The organism is Ewingella sp. C233 (assembly GCF_055407225.1).
The window spans coordinates 1,598,496-1,613,018 of sequence record NZ_JBUZRI010000001.1 but is presented as its reverse complement, the minus strand read 5'-3'; the positions used below and the strand labels follow the sequence as shown (position 1 = coordinate 1,613,018).

Here is a 14,523-nt window from a genome sequence, read left to right as displayed (position 1 = left end):
CAGAGATGAGTAAATTACGAATTGGTGTTGTCGGCCTTGGTGGTATTGCACAAAAAGCCTATCTGCCGGTGCTCAGCCATGAAGAGAACTGGACGCTGGTGGGCGGATTCTCTCCTAATCAGCAAAAAGCTCAGGCGGTTTGCGACAGTTACCGTATGCGCTGTTTCTCGCGTCTGGATGAACTGGCCGCGCAGTGTGACGCCGTGTTTGTCCACAGCAGCACCGCGACGCATTTTGATGTGGTTGGCCAGCTATTGCAGCAGGGTGTTCATGTTTATGTTGATAAACCGTTGGCGGCAGAACTGGATCAGGCTGAACAGCTAATAGAGCAAGCACATAAGGCGGGAAAAGCCTTGATGGTGGGCTTCAACCGGCGTTTTGCTCCACGCTATATCGAACTTAAACAGCAGATTGAACAGCAGCCTGCGGCTTCTTTACGCATGGATAAACACCGTTCGGACAGCATCGGGCCCAACGATCTTCGATTCACGCTGCTTGATGATTATCTGCACGTGGTGGACACCGCGCTGTGGCTGGCCGGTGGTCAGGCAAATTTAGTGAGCGGGCAGCTCACCGTTAACGACCAGCAGCAGCTGATTTACGCTGAGCATCACTTCCACTGTAACGGCAGTATGGTTACCACGTCGATGCATCGCCAGGCTGGCAGCTCACGGGAAATTATTCAGGCGGTCACTCAGGGCGCGGTCTATCAGATAAGTGACATGAAGCAATGGCAGGAAGAGAAAAAAGAGATCATCAGCCAGTTACCGGTCGCCAGTTGGCAGACCACGCTGGCCCAGCGCGGATTTGAAGGGGCGATTAAACATTTTATCAATGCTATCGCCAGTCAGACCATACCGCAAACCAGCGGTGAGCAGGGCATTTATGCCCAACGTATTATCGCGAACATTCTGAAAAGCAACGGAATAACTGCCTGAAAGCAGGCAGGTAATATTATATAACAACTGCCGGTAGCTATTGCATTCGGTATGCGTAGACTATGGCGCACGTTAGAGCCCTGCCGGGCCTTTCCAGTCACGCCTGCTGTTGCAGGCGTGACTGTTTAGTCACTGGCAACTAAGAAAAATGACATGAATCTACTGAAATCTTTGGCAGCCGTCAGTTCAATGACGATGTTTTCACGTGTATTAGGATTTGCCCGCGACGCCATTGTGGCGCGCGTTTTTGGCGCTGGTATGGTCACCGATGCCTTCTTTGTGGCATTCAAACTTCCTAACCTGTTGCGCCGGATTTTTGCCGAAGGCGCATTTTCGCAGGCGTTTGTCCCCATTCTGGCCGAATATAAAACCCAGAAAGGCGAAGAGGCAACGCGAACGTTTGTCGCTTATGTCTCCGGCTTACTGACGCTGGTACTGGCGCTGGTGACGATCCTCGGCATGCTTGCCGCTCCGTGGGTAATCTACATAACCGCCCCCGGATTTGTCGACTCCCCGGATAAATTCGCGCTGACCAGTGCGCTGCTACGGGTCACGTTCCCCTATATTCTGCTGATTTCACTGGCGTCACTCGCGGGGGCTATTCTCAACACCTGGAACCGCTTCTCGATCCCGGCATTTGCACCAACGTTTCTCAACGTCAGCATGATTGGTTTTTCTCTGTTTGCGGCGCCTTACTTCCATCCGCCGGTGATGGCACTGGCGTGGGCTGTGGTGGTCGGTGGTGTATTGCAATTGGGCTATCAGCTGCCGCATCTGAAGAAAATCGGCATGCTGGTATTGCCGCGCCTTAACCTGAAGGACGCAGGTGTCTGGCGGGTGATGCGTCAGATGGGACCGGCTATCCTCGGGGTTTCTGTCAGTCAGATTTCGTTGATCGTCAATACTATCTTCGCCTCATTTCTGGTTTCAGGCTCTGTCTCGTGGATGTATTACGCTGACCGCCTGATGGAGTTCCCGTCAGGTGTCCTTGGCGTTGCGTTAGGCACCATCCTGCTGCCTTCACTGGCGCGCAGTTTCTCCAGCGGCAATCACATGGAATATAACCGCCTGATGGACTGGGGCCTGCGCCTGTGCTTCCTGCTGGCGTTACCGAGCTCTGTCGCCCTGGGCATTCTGGCAAAACCGCTGACCGTTGCCTTGTTCCAGTACGGGAAATTCAGTGCTTTCGATGCTCTGATGACCCAACGGGCGCTGGTGGCCTATTCTGTGGGGCTGATGGGGCTTATTGTCGTGAAGGTATTGGCGCCGGGCTTCTATTCCCGTCAGGACATCAAGACGCCGGTCAAAATTGCCATTATCACGCTGGCTTCAACGCAGGTGATGAACCTGGCGTTTATCGGGCCGCTGAAACATGCCGGGCTGTCGTTGTCGATTGGTCTGGCCGCCTGTCTGAATGCCGGTCTGCTTTACTGGCAGCTGCGTAAACAGGATATCTTCCAACCGCAGCCGGGCTGGCGCATCTTCCTGATCAAACTAATTGTTGCTGTCGTGGTGATGTCCGCTGCGCTGCTGGGCATGATGTATGTGATGCCAGACTGGGACTTGGGTGGAATGGCCTATCGTCTGGCCCGCTTACTGGCGGTAGTGGTAGTGGGCGTGGTGGCCTATTTTGGCGTGCTGGGTCTGCTGGGCTTTCGTGTTAAAGAGTTTGCGCGTCGTCTGGATTAATGCGTTGTTAGCTGCAACTGAAAACAAAAACATAAAAGGGCGCTAAGCGCCCTTTTACTTATGTAAAACCTCATACCTAAAACCCTTCAGACCGTATTAAGGGGCCTGAAGGAACTAGGATTACATACGTTCTACGGTTTCGATACCTAAAGTATCCAGCCCAGTTTTCAGCGTGCGCTGCGTCAACAGGGCCAGTTTCAGGCGGCTGTTGCGGCTGGTTTCGTCTTCGGCATTGAGGATCGGGCAGTGCTCGTAGAAGCTCGAGAAAAGGCCTGCAACGTCGTAAAGGTAAGCGCACATGGTGTGCGGCGTCCCTTCACGGGCAACGACGGTCAGGACTTCTTCGAACTGCAGCAGACGGGTCGCCAGGGCGGCTTCGCGATCTTCGCTGATCACCATAGGTTGCGTCAGGCTGTTAACGTCAATATCGGCACGTTTGAAGATCGACGCCACGCGGGTATAAGCGTACTGCATATAGGGCGCAGTGTTACCTTCGAAGGCCAGCATGTTATCCCAGTCGAAGATGTAATCGGTGGTGCGGCTTTTCGACAGGTCAGCGTATTTAATCGCACCGATACCCACGGCGTTAACCAGTTTCTCCAGCTCTTCGGCGTCTTTCAGCTCAGGGTTTTTCTCTGTGATGAGCTTACGTGCGCGTTCAATCGCTTCGTCCAGCAGGTCTGACAATTTCACTGTACCGCCGGAACGGGTTTTGAACGGCTTACCGTCTTTCCCCAGCATCATGCCGAACATGTGGTGTTCAAGCGCGACAGAGTCAGGTACATAACCCGCTTTACGCGCGATGGTCCATGCCTGCATCAGGTGCTGGTGCTGACGTGAGTCGATGTAATACAGCACGCGATCTGCACCCAGCGTTTCGTAACGGTATTTGGCGCAGGCGATGTCCGTGGTGGTGTAGAGGTAGCCGCCATCCTTTTTACGGATGATGACGCCCATCGGATCGCCGTCTTTATTCTTGTATTCGTCCAAATAAACGACCACCGCGCCTTCACTGTCAACCGCCAGCCCTTTGGCTTGCAGATCGGACACGATGCCTGGCAGCATGTCGTTGTACAGGCTTTCGCCCATCACATCGTCTTGAGTCAGCGTCACGTTCAGACGGTTATAGGTCAGTTGGTTCTGGGCCATGGTTACGTCAACCAGTTTGCGCCACATCTGACGGCAATATGCGTCGCCGCCCTGAAGCTTAACCACGTAACCTCGTGCGCGGGCCGCAAACTCTTCGTCTTCGTCATAGTTTTTCTTGGCAGCGCGGTAGAACTCTTCGAGGTCGGCCAGATTCATGTCACCGGCGTTCTCGTTCTGCACTTTTTCCAGATAGGCAATCAGCATCCCGAACTGTGTACCCCAGTCGCCTACGTGGTTGGCACGGATCACTTTATGGCCCAGCAGCTCATTGGTGCGAACAGCGGCATCACCAATAATGGTGGAGCGGATGTGCCCAACGTGCATCTCTTTCGCTACGTTCGGAGCCGAATAGTCAATGACGATAGTCTGTTGTTCTACCGGAGAAATACCCAGTTTGGCATCTTGCAGAGCACTGTCGGCGTTTGCCGCGACGAAGCCACGGTCGAGGAAAATATTGATGAAACCCGGACCGGCAATATCCACATTGGAAGCAATACCGCTCAGATCTAACAGCTCAACCACTTTCTCTGCCAGTTGTCGTGGCGCCATACCCAGTTTTTTGGCCACTGACATTATGCCGTTAGCCTGATAATCACCAAACTGTGCCTTGGCAGACTGACGGACCTGCGCTTCGCAATCAGCAGGCGCGCCTGCTGCGGTCATCGCCTGACTGACTTTATCGGAAAGAAGTGCCTGTATATTCACTGAGTTACCTTTAGTAGAACTCACCGTATCCTTCATGCCACAGCGGCGCTTTACCGCTTGCCTGCAACAAGAATGATTAAGGGAGGAACGTGATTGTTTACTGATTCGCCACTTATGTGAAGAACCGAAAATGATGCGTGTTTATATCATATTAGCCCTGCGGAGTCAGTATTGCCGCATGAAGAGAAGGAGGCAAAAACCTATTCTGCGGCATGTATCTGGCAACGGAATGAAAGCCTGTGTAAATTAGCCGCCGAGGGTGATGACTAAAAAGGAAATAGCTACCATGCAGAACATGAAAGAGGTCACCGGGCTGGCCGATCTGGTTAATGATATGCCGCGCTTTGTTGAGGCGTTGCGTGCCTTTGCTGATAAATTGCAGCTCGATTTGTCTGTCTATCATGCAGACCACATTTCGCTGCGTTGTCATCAGAACACTACCGCTGACCGCTGGCGTGAGGGGTTGGCGCAGTGCGCCACGTTGCTCAATGAGACCGAAATCAATGGTCGCCCGATCTGCCTGTTTTCACTGACATCGCCGTTAAGCGTAGGGCCACTGAGTATTGATCTGGTCGAGTTGCCGTATCCGGGCGAAAAACGCTACCCGCATGAAGGCTGGGAACATATCGAACTGGTACTGAGCGGGGGGGAAGAGGGGTTCTATGCCCGGGCACTGGCCCAACTGGCTGACGAAGCCTTAGTGGCACCGGGCATAAAGTTAAAACAGAGTTCGCCCAAAGGTGAGCATGAACGGCTGCCTAACCCGACGCTGGCTATTACGGATGGTACGGTCACCATCAAATTCCACCCGCACAGCCTGCGGGATATCGTCGCCAGCGAACGAGAATAACTTAGCGGTTGAGGCCCGCCAGCGCGTTGTCCATGCGTTCCATGGCCTGTTCCAGCAGCGCGCGCTGGCAGCCAAGGTTAATGCGCACAAACTTCGCATTGCCAAAATCGGCTCCGGAAGTGAAACCCACCCCCGCGTCAACGAAGAAACGGTAAGGGTCTTCAACCGGCAGTGCTGAAGCGTCTATCCAACCTAGGTATGTACCTTCAATCGGCAGTATACGTAGACCGGGCATAGCGTTAATGCGTCGGGTGACCAGATCCCGATTATCCCGCAGGTAATCGAGTTGTGCTTCCAGCCACGTCGCGCCATCACGGTATGCGGCGGTGGCGGCAACGTACGCAAGAATATTGACGTGGGGAACAATGCCACGAGACGTATCTTTAAATTTCCTGCGCAGCGCGGCGTTGGGGATAATCGCCATCGAGGCGCCAAGCCCGGCGAGATTAAAGGTTTTGGACGGTGACATCAGGGTAATTGAGCATTGTGCGGCATCCTCATTCAATGACGCAAAAGGAATATGTTTCAGGCCGCGTTCCAGCAGCAGGTCGCAATGAATTTCATCGGAGCAGACCACCAGATTGTGGGCCTGTGCGAAGGCCTGTTGTTGTAACAATTCTTCGCGGCGATAAACAGTGCCACCCGGATTATAAGGGTTACAGAGCATCAGCAATCTTTCAGTGCCATCGAGTTGCTGGCCGATATCGCTGAAATCAGCCAGCCAGCGCTGTTGTTGCGCTTTCACCGGGATGTTTTTAAAGCGGCGCCCTTCTGATTGCGCGGCCTCGATAAACGGCGGATAAATTGGTGAAGGCAGCAGGCTGGTTTCATCCAGCGCCGTATTGGCGCGAACGGCGACATTCAGTCCGCAGACTAACCCAGGCAGTGAGACAATCCATTCGGGTTTGATATCCCATTGATAACGATCGCTCATGCGTTGCACAAAAAGCGCGACCAGTTCGGGCGGTGTAAAACCGTAGCCAAAAACGCCCTCGGCCACACGCTGTTGAAGTTCTGCGATCACCTGTGGCGGAGAAGTAAAGTCAGTGTCGGCGACCCAAAGAGGAATGACATCCTGATCTTTATATTTGTTCCACTTAACGCTGTCACTGTGACTACGGTCTACCCATTGATCAAAATTGAGTGTCATAGTTAACTTTCCAAAGCAGGCAGTTGGGCGGGATGCTCATGCTAAAGCCTACGCGACATGGCCCGTTACAGACAAGTGTTGTAGCATAATGCCGTTATTCAGGAGAATCACATGACTAAGTTAGAAGTGTGTTGTTATAGCGTGGACTGTGCGTTAACGGCTGAGCAGGCTGGCGCCGATCGGGTTGAATTGTGCGCAAGTCAGGCCGATGGCGGCATCACGCCAAGTTACGGAACCTTAAAACTGGCACGGGAAAAAGTAACCATACCGGTTCACCCGATTATTCGACCAAGGGGCGGTGACTTTTGCTACAGCGAAAGTGAATTTAATGTTTTGAAAAGCGACGTTGCCTGCATTCGTGATCTCGGTTTCCCCGGTCTGGTGGTCGGTATTCTGGATTCAGAAGGGCATATTGATATGCCTAAAATGTGGGAAGTAATGGCGCTTTGCGGTGATATGGCGGTGACGTTTCATCGGGCATTCGATATGTGTCTCAACCCTAAAGTGGCGCTGGAGCAACTGACCCAGTTAGGCGTGGCACGCATTCTGACGTCGGGGCAGCAGCAAAATGCCGAGGTCGGTTTACCGATGTTACGGGAACTGAATGAACTCAGCCGTGGTCCAATCATTATGGCCGGTGCGGGTGTTCGTTTGACTAACTTGCAGAAGTTTGTCGACATCGGCCTGAGCGAGTTACACAGCTCCGCCGGGCGTCAGGTTCCGTCTTCAATGCGTTATCGCAAAGCAGGTGTGACCATGAGTTCTGATACCGATTTCGATGAGTTCAGCCGTTATTGTGTTGACGGCGATATCGTGGCAGCGATGAAAACGGCATTAGAATTTGGCGATGAACTTTCACGTAGCGCGTGACGTGCGGCATGAATGAATGTGCAGGAGACAGGTTTTTTCTGTGCAGCTGATTTAACCGGGTCTAAGGACCCTTATTGCGTCGCCCTGCGCAAGTACCAAGCCCCGTCATCTTGTCGGGGCTTTTTTTATGCTTTTGACCCTCGCAGATTTGCCCGTCACTGAAAGGGTCATTCATCAACAAATTTGAAGTTTAATGGTGTTTAAAGCGAAATAAGCCCTTTGTACACTCGCATTTTTCATGGAGTTTGGCTATCTTGAAGGTAAGAAAATTACCATTCCGCGAGGATTGCAATAGGCATAGTCCTAATGCATACATTTTATGCCTGATATGCAAATTTATTGCGATAGCTGTGGGTGCGATCGCTTTACGGTGAGTAAAACTAAACCGATGGACGTAGCGGTGAAATCGCTTATTTGCCGCTCCTGCGGCGCGCCAACACGGGCTGACAGTGTGGTGGTGTTCACTGAACACACCTGGATAAGCCAGCTGCCGAGTGTGGATGCTGAAGAAGAAAGCTCCAGGCTGACAGGGTAGTTTCGGAAGTAAAAACAGAAAATGGCGGTGTTAAACCGCCATTTTCTGTTCTGCAATATGAGTCACATCCAGCGGGTTAAGGCTTGCGTGCAATCAGCAAGGCGCGACGAGGAGCCGGATATCCTTCAATCGTTTTAGTCGGATCCTTCGGATCAAGGAATTCGGCCAGTGACTCACTGGTCATCCAGTCAGTGCGGTGCTGCTCTTCCACGGTAGTCACGCTGACATCGGCAATTCGGACGTCAACAAATCCGCACTTAATCAACCAGCCTTTCAGAGCTTCTGCTGAGGGAATGAAATAGATATTGCCCATCTGCGCATAGCGATCGCCCGGCACAAGTACTTGCTGACGGTCACCTTCCACCACCAGCGTTTCCAACACCAACTCTCCTCCACTGACTAACTGATTTTTCAGTTGATAGAGATGGTCCAACGGGGAGCGGCGGTGGTACAACACCCCCATTGAAAAGACGGTATCGAAGGCATTCAGTTCTGGCAGTTGTTCAATACCCAGCGGCAACAGATGAGCACGCTGATCGCCGCCCAGCAGCTTACGCACGGCCTCAAACTGACAGAGGAAGAGTTGCATCGGATCGATACCCACTGCCAGATGTGCGCCCGCGCCAATCATGCGCCACATGTGGTAGCCACTGCCGCAGCCGACATCCAAAATGGTACGGCCGGCCAGCGGAGATATATGTGGCAGAACGCGATCCCACTTCCAGTCGGAGCGCCATTCAGTATCAATCTCCACGCCGTAGAGCGAGAAGGGGCCTTTGCGCCATGGCATCAGGTTTCGCAGCAGGTTTTCAACACCTTCGCGCTGACCCAGAGGTAAAGGTTCCAGCATACTGGCGCTGACGCTGTGCAACAGATCCAATTTTTCCGGTTGCAACAGAGGCAGACGGTCAACGGCGTTAAACCACATTTTGAATTTGCCATGCAACGACTCTTTCTGCCACGCGGTCAGTTGTGAAGGCAGGGTATTTAGCCACGGGCTAAGCGGACCTTTGGCGATGCGCTGATAGAAATCACCGAATTCGATCATTGGGCTTCCCCGGCTTTAAGGGCTATCAGTGAACCGAAATTGAAACACTGGAACCAGACTTCGGAGTGTTCAAAACCGGCCTGTTTCAGACGGGACTTATGAACTTCCACCGAGTCGGTCAGCATGACATTTTCCAACATGCTGCGCTTCTGACTGATCTCGAGTTCGCTGTAACCGTTGGCGCGCTTAAAGTCGTGATGCATGTTGTAGAGCAACTCGCCGACGTCTTTATCTTCAAAACTGAATTTTTCCGAGAGCACCAGCGCGGCACCCGGGCGCATTCCCCGATAAACCTGATTAAGCAACCGCTGACGATCGTCTGGTTGCAAAAATTGTAGGGTAAAGTTGAGCACGACCATAGAGGCATTGCTCAGTTCGACATCCAGAATATCTGCTTCTATAACGTTAACCGGCGTATCGGCACGAAAGGCATCAATATGGCGGCGGCAACGTTCGACCATAGCCGGTGAGTTATCGACAGCAATAATTTCGCAACCCGGCACTTTAATATTGCGACGCATCGACAACGTGGCGGCACCCAGCGAGCACCCAAGATCATAGACCCGGCTGTCAGGTTGTACAAAACGCTCGGCCAGCATACCAATCATCGAAATAATATTGGAATAACCCGGCACGGAGCGCTGGATCATGTCGGGGAAGACTTCGGCAACGCGTTCATCAAACGTCCAGTCGCCGAGTTTGTCTATCGGTGCAGAAAAAAGAGTATCGTGGTTAGCCATAGTGCTGAGTCAGACCAGAAATTGAAGGGGCATAATTTTGAGGGCAGATTTTAACAGAGTCTGCGGTGAGCAGATACCGGTAAAATGTGCCCATTGTTGCGCGGGCGCAGGATTTTTAGTGATAACGGGGGCCGCACTGAGGACGTTAAACGCTTACCAGCGGATATTTAAAAACTGCGACCAGGGCAGATAAATTATATTCACCACCACCATCAGCAGAAGGGAAATATAGGTTGCGCCCATGCCGTTGCGACGCCAGGTAAATTCGCGGTGCTTCAGGCCATAATAATGGAACAGGCGGCCAACAATCAGCATCAGTCCGCAGACGTGGACCATCCAGGCTTCCGCACCATTCATTTCCATCATAATCAGTAATAAACAACCGATTGGCAGATATTCCACCGCATTGCCATGCACACGAATGGCTGTCTGTAATTCGTACGACCCGCCGTCACCTGTAGCAATCCGATATTCCATACGCAATCTGACGACATCGAAAGATAATTTAAGTAATAGCACTGCAGCGAGCACGACATATAACGCGCTTATCATTTTACAACCTCGATATTACAGGATTGACTAATTGCCCAGGCCGCTTAATCGCTATACCGAAAAAACGACGATGCAGGAAACCGCGCAAGCGGCGGGCAACATTCGCCTGCAAAAAAGCATGGCAATAATAACGGGGGAACAAATCACTGTCTTGGATAATACCGCTGATGCGCCCAAAAAGCGCATCAAAAAGCCTGAGGGCCAATCTTAATACTCAAAACAGGGAATCTTGCTCCGGCCAGTCCGGGGCAGGTGGCAGATCGGGCAGGGCGAGACGCAACTGTTGCCACAAACTTTGTGCCTGTTGCGGGGCATCGCTGCAATCGGGTGTGTGGATAAAAAGATAAGGCTGATGCCCGCTAGCGCACCACTGTTTGAGCTTTTCTGTCCAGACGGCGAACAGCTTTTTATTGTCTTCCAGCACATCGCCGCCAATGAAGCGCACTATCGGGTGCTCAGCGGTTGCCAGTGCATGGACCGGCAACACTGGCTTTTTCTGCTGGGCGTCACGCACAGCATCTGTGTGTGGCTTGGCGCTATGCACCGGGCGGCTGTCGAGGATTGCTCGGTTAATTCCCCGCTGATGCAGACCCTGATTCAGCGCACGTTCCTCTTCGCCTTTGTTGAAAAATAGCGGGTGACGTACTTCGACACCGTAATCAAAGCCATGCGGCAGGGCATCCATAAATTGCCATAAACGATCCAGGTCAGCAGGTGAAAAGGCGGCAGGAAGTTGTAACCATAGCTGGCCGACACGCTCACCCAGCGGGGCGATGCATTGATAGAAGGCGTCCAGTTCAGTTTGACAATCACGCAGGGCGGCTTTGTGACTGATGGCGGACGGGAATTTAAAGCAGAAGCGGAAAGTGTCCGGCGTCATATCGTGCCAGCGCATCACCACTTCCTGTTTCGGCAAGGCATAAAAGGTGGTATTGCCTTCTACGCAGTTAAAGTATTGCGCGTAATCAGCGAGGTCACGCAGGCCAATACGGCTCCAGGCACTGTGGTGCCATTGCGGCAATCCAATATACATACGGGCAATATCCTTATTAAAACGCCCCCAAACAGGCGGCGTAATGATTCAGTTTTTTCCAGACTAACCTTACTGGGGAAGGGCAGCAAGCACCTCTGCGGTGGATCTAACGCGTGAGATGCGTGGGAAGATGTTTTTCACGCTGGACTGATGATGTTCATCGTTGTGCGCGCTACAAGCATCTTCGGCTATTACCAACTCATAGCCGTGTTCCCAAGCGTTACGCGCAGTAGACTCGACGCCGATGTTGGTCGAAATACCCGCCAGCACGATGGTTTTGATGCCACGGCGGCGCAGTTGCAGATCCAAATCTGTGCCGTAGAACGCGCCCCACTGGCGTTTGACGACCTGAATGTCGCTTTCAGTCACCGCCAGTTGTTCGGGGAATTCCCACCACACTGCCGGTAAACCACCTTCTGGCATCTTCGCAGGCATATCTACTTCCTGTTTCAGCGCTTCGGCAAAAGTGTCTGACCAGCCGACGCGTACCATCACCACCGGTGCACCGAGTTGGCGAAAACGGGTGGCCAGACCGGTGGCGTTATCCAAAACGTGCTGGGCGCTGTGCGGGCCGCCGGCAAAAGGTAGGATACCTTTCTGTAAATCGATAAGTACCAGTGCGGTGGTTTTTGGGTCGAGTTTCATCGGTTGTGGCTCCGGGGGGGCTGATAAAGGTCAGACAAAAGGGGGTACTCATTAAAATTATTTGCCTGCTACCTATAAAAAGGTTCAGGCGAGTTTATGCTAAGGCATGGACGGAAATGTGGATAATATTGTTAAATTATGTGTGACAGAGGTTAACGATGGAAATCAGCGGGGTGCAGCGCGTCTTCGCTCTTATCCTAAGGCGGAAATTCCTTTATAATGACCGCCTTTTTTAGAACCTTAGATTTCTAACATAAGCAAACCTATTCCGCGTGCCGCAGTTTTTATGCGAGTGGGCGACCAGAGTGAATAACCGTTTCTGTGCCCGTGAGCCATGTGACCGGGTAGTAGGATCAAAAGGATACCGTTATGCGTACTGTGTATTGTGGAAAACTGAATGCGTCCAACGTGGGCCAGGAAGTGACGTTGTGTGGCTGGGTTAATCGTCGTCGTGATTTAGGTGGTTTGATTTTCATCGATATGCGTGACCGTGAAGGTATCGTTCAGGTTTTCTTCGACCCGGATCAGGGTGAAGCTTACAAGCTGGCTTCTGAACTGCGTAACGAGTTCTGTATTCAAATTACCGGCACCGTGCGCGCTCGTCCGGAAAGCCAGTTCAACAAAGATATGGCAACCGGTGAAGTGGAAGTATTCGCCAGCGGCCTGAACATCATCAACCGTTCAGAATCACTGCCGCTGGACTCCAACCACGTCAACACCGAAGAAGCACGCCTGAAGTATCGCTATCTGGACTTGCGCCGCCCTGAGATGGCTAACCGCCTGAAGGCTCGTGCGAAAATTACCAGCCTGGTACGCCGTTTCATGGACAGCCATGATTTCCTCGACATCGAAACCCCGATGCTGACTAAAGCCACGCCAGAGGGGGCGCGTGACTATTTGGTACCAAGCCGTGTGCATAAAGGTAAGTTCTACGCTTTGCCGCAGTCTCCACAGCTGTTCAAACAGTTGCTGATGATGTCCGGCTTTGACCGTTATTATCAAATCGTGAAATGCTTCCGTGACGAAGATTTGCGTGCTGACCGTCAGCCTGAATTTACCCAGATCGACGTCGAAACTTCCTTCATGAGCGCAGAGCAAGTGCGTGAAATTATGGAGAAGTTGGCCCGTGAACTGTGGACCGAAGTGAAAGGCGTAGATCTGGGTGATTTCCCGATCATGACCTTCGCCGAAGCCATGCGCCGTTACGGTTCAGACAAACCTGACCTGCGTAACCCGATGGAACTGGTTGACGTTGCTGATCTGTTCAAAGATATCGAGTTCAAAGTCTTCGCTGATCCGGCCAACGATCCGAAAGGCCGCGTGGCTGCACTTCGCGTACCGGGCGGCGCTATCCTCAGCCGTAAGCAGATCGACGAATACGCTAAATTTATCGAAATTTACGGCGCGAAAGGTCTGGCCTATATCAAGGTTAACGACATCACCAAAGGTCTGGAGGGGATTCAGAGTCCGGTGGCTAAATTCCTGAACGAAGAGTTACTGCTGGCGCTTATCGGCCGTACCGGTGCGCAAGACGGTGACATGATCTTCTTCGGCGCAGCCAGTGCGAAAATCGTGACTGATGCTATCGGCGCACTGCGTCTGAAAGTGGGCCGTGACCTGAAAATCACCAAAGAAGACAGCTGGGCACCGCTGTGGGTGATTGACTTCCCGATGTTCGAAGACACCGATGAAGGCGGCCTGTCAGCCATGCATCACCCGTTCACCGCGCCAAAAGAGATGACGGCTGAAGAGCTGGCGTCGAATCCGGTTTCTGCAATCGCCAATGCCTATGACATGGTGATCAACGGTTACGAAGTGGGCGGCGGTTCTGTGCGTATTCACCGCAGCGAAATGCAGCAAACTGTTTTCGGCATTCTGGGTATTAACGAACACGAACAGCGTGAGAAGTTTGGCTTCCTGCTCGACGCCCTGAAATACGGCACACCACCGCATGCGGGTCTGGCGTTTGGCCTTGACCGTCTGGTGATGCTGCTGACCGGTACGGATAACATCCGTGACGTTATTGCTTTCCCGAAAACCACCGCTGCGGCCTGTCTGATGACCGAAGCACCAAGCTTTGCCAACCCGGCATCCTTGCTGGAGCTGGGTATTGCGGTTGTTGCGAAAAAAGCGACGCCCGACACAAATTTAGAGAATATCTAATGAGTCATAAGCGTCCTGAGTCGATACTGTGCGTCATCTACGCCAGCAACACCGGCCGGGTGCTGATGCTTCAGAGGCGGGATGACCCGAATTTCTGGCAGTCGGTGACCGGCAGTCTGGAAGGTGGGGAGTCCCCGGAATACACTGCGCAGCGTGAGGTCCTGGAAGAGGTCGGTATCGATATCGCCGGTGAAAGCCTGCTTTTACTGAACTGCCAGCGCTGCGTGGAGTTTGAGCTGTTTGCTCATTTGCGTTATCGCTACGCTCCCGGCGTGACCCGTAACAAAGAACATTGGTTCTGTCTGGCACTACCCGAAGAGCGGGATGTAAAAATCACTGAACATCTCGCGTACCAATGGCTCGATAAAGTTGCAGCAGCGACCTTAACGGTGTCCCCGAGTAACCAGCAGGCGATTGAAGAATTTGTAACTATTGAGTCTGATTAGACTAACTGGA

At 52.5% G+C, this 14,523-nt stretch carries 15 protein-coding genes; 8 read left to right on the top strand and 7 right to left on the bottom strand.

Annotation, left to right across the window (positions count from 1 at the left end):
- Positions 1-5 precede the first annotated feature (5 nt).
- Positions 6-938, top strand: a complete 933-nt coding sequence (locus tag ACZRKO_RS07270; protein WP_463736546.1) for a Gfo/Idh/MocA family protein — start codon at positions 6-8, stop codon at positions 936-938.
- A 153-nt stretch (positions 939-1,091) separates the two neighbouring features.
- Complete coding sequence (gene murJ / locus ACZRKO_RS07265; RefSeq protein ID WP_463736545.1) at positions 1,092-2,627, top strand: murein biosynthesis integral membrane protein MurJ; 1,536 nt, start codon at positions 1,092-1,094, stop codon at positions 2,625-2,627.
- A 120-nt stretch (positions 2,628-2,747) separates the two neighbouring features.
- On the opposite strand, the gene argS is transcribed toward murJ, so the two are convergent.
- A complete protein-coding gene (argS, locus tag ACZRKO_RS07260; protein ID WP_463737499.1) occupies positions 2,748-4,481 on the bottom strand; it encodes an arginine--tRNA ligase in 1,734 nt (577 codons plus the stop codon).
- Between the two features lie 295 nt (positions 4,482-4,776).
- On the opposite strand from argS, the gene ACZRKO_RS07255 reads away from it, so the two are divergent.
- A complete protein-coding gene (locus ACZRKO_RS07255; protein WP_463737498.1) occupies positions 4,777-5,331 on the top strand; it encodes a VOC family protein in 555 nt (184 codons plus the stop codon).
- Position 5,332: 1 nt separating this feature from the next.
- Here the strand turns inward: ACZRKO_RS07255 and ACZRKO_RS07250 are convergent, their stop codons facing one another.
- Positions 5,333-6,481: a MalY/PatB family protein gene (locus tag ACZRKO_RS07250; RefSeq protein ID WP_463736544.1), complete on the bottom strand. Its 1,149-nt coding sequence runs from the start codon at positions 6,479-6,481 to the stop codon at positions 5,333-5,335.
- 111 nt (positions 6,482-6,592) lie between these two features.
- On the opposite strand from ACZRKO_RS07250, the gene cutC reads away from it, so the two are divergent.
- Positions 6,593-7,351 carry a copper homeostasis protein CutC gene (gene cutC / locus ACZRKO_RS07245; RefSeq protein ID WP_463736543.1) on the top strand — a complete coding sequence of 253 codons (759 nt, stop codon included), beginning with the start codon at positions 6,593-6,595 and terminating at the stop codon, positions 7,349-7,351.
- A 319-nt stretch (positions 7,352-7,670) separates the two neighbouring features.
- Complete coding sequence (locus tag ACZRKO_RS07240; RefSeq protein WP_463736542.1) at positions 7,671-7,886, top strand: hypothetical protein; 216 nt, start codon at positions 7,671-7,673, stop codon at positions 7,884-7,886.
- 76 nt (positions 7,887-7,962) lie between these two features.
- Here the strand turns inward: ACZRKO_RS07240 and cmoB are convergent, their stop codons facing one another.
- The 3 genes from cmoB to ACZRKO_RS07225 all read right to left on the bottom strand — a co-directional run bounded on the left by cmoB (position 7,963) and on the right by ACZRKO_RS07225 (position 10,226).
- Entirely contained in the window at positions 7,963-8,934 is a 972-nt protein-coding gene (cmoB, locus tag ACZRKO_RS07235) for a tRNA 5-methoxyuridine(34)/uridine 5-oxyacetic acid(34) synthase CmoB (protein WP_463736541.1), read from the bottom strand.
- Positions 8,931-9,674, bottom strand: a complete 744-nt coding sequence (gene cmoA, locus ACZRKO_RS07230) for a carboxy-S-adenosyl-L-methionine synthase CmoA (RefSeq protein ID WP_463736540.1) — start codon at positions 9,672-9,674, stop codon at positions 8,931-8,933. Before cmoA ends, cmoB begins: the two co-directional genes overlap by 4 nt.
- A 153-nt stretch (positions 9,675-9,827) precedes the next feature.
- On the bottom strand, positions 9,828-10,226 hold the full coding sequence (locus ACZRKO_RS07225) for an MAPEG family protein (RefSeq protein ID WP_463736539.1): 399 nt from the start codon (positions 10,224-10,226) through the stop codon (positions 9,828-9,830).
- Between the two features lie 70 nt (positions 10,227-10,296).
- On the opposite strand from ACZRKO_RS07225, the gene ACZRKO_RS07220 reads away from it, so the two are divergent.
- A complete protein-coding gene (locus ACZRKO_RS07220) occupies positions 10,297-10,437 on the top strand; it encodes a hypothetical protein (protein WP_463736538.1) in 141 nt (46 codons plus the stop codon).
- Between the two features lie 3 nt (positions 10,438-10,440).
- Here ACZRKO_RS07220 and ACZRKO_RS07215 read toward each other — a convergent pair whose 3' ends face one another.
- Both ACZRKO_RS07215 and ACZRKO_RS07210 read right to left on the bottom strand, forming a co-directional pair.
- Positions 10,441-11,259 carry a DUF72 domain-containing protein gene (locus ACZRKO_RS07215; RefSeq protein ID WP_463736537.1) on the bottom strand — a complete coding sequence of 273 codons (819 nt, stop codon included), beginning with the start codon at positions 11,257-11,259 and terminating at the stop codon, positions 10,441-10,443.
- Between the two features lie 69 nt (positions 11,260-11,328).
- The gene (locus ACZRKO_RS07210) at positions 11,329-11,904 is read right to left on the bottom strand and encodes a hydrolase (protein ID WP_463736536.1); all 576 of its coding nucleotides are present in this window, start codon (positions 11,902-11,904) and stop codon (positions 11,329-11,331) included.
- 369 nt (positions 11,905-12,273) lie between these two features.
- Between ACZRKO_RS07210 and aspS the strand changes: the two genes are divergently transcribed.
- Positions 12,274-14,067: an aspartate--tRNA ligase gene (gene aspS / locus ACZRKO_RS07205; RefSeq protein WP_463736535.1), complete on the top strand. Its 1,794-nt coding sequence runs from the start codon at positions 12,274-12,276 to the stop codon at positions 14,065-14,067.
- Positions 14,067-14,513, top strand: coding sequence for a dihydroneopterin triphosphate diphosphatase (gene nudB, locus ACZRKO_RS07200; RefSeq protein ID WP_463736534.1), 447 nt, complete (start codon positions 14,067-14,069; stop codon positions 14,511-14,513). The genes aspS and nudB overlap by 1 nt, the downstream gene beginning before the upstream one ends.
- Positions 14,514-14,523: the final 10 nt, after the last annotated feature.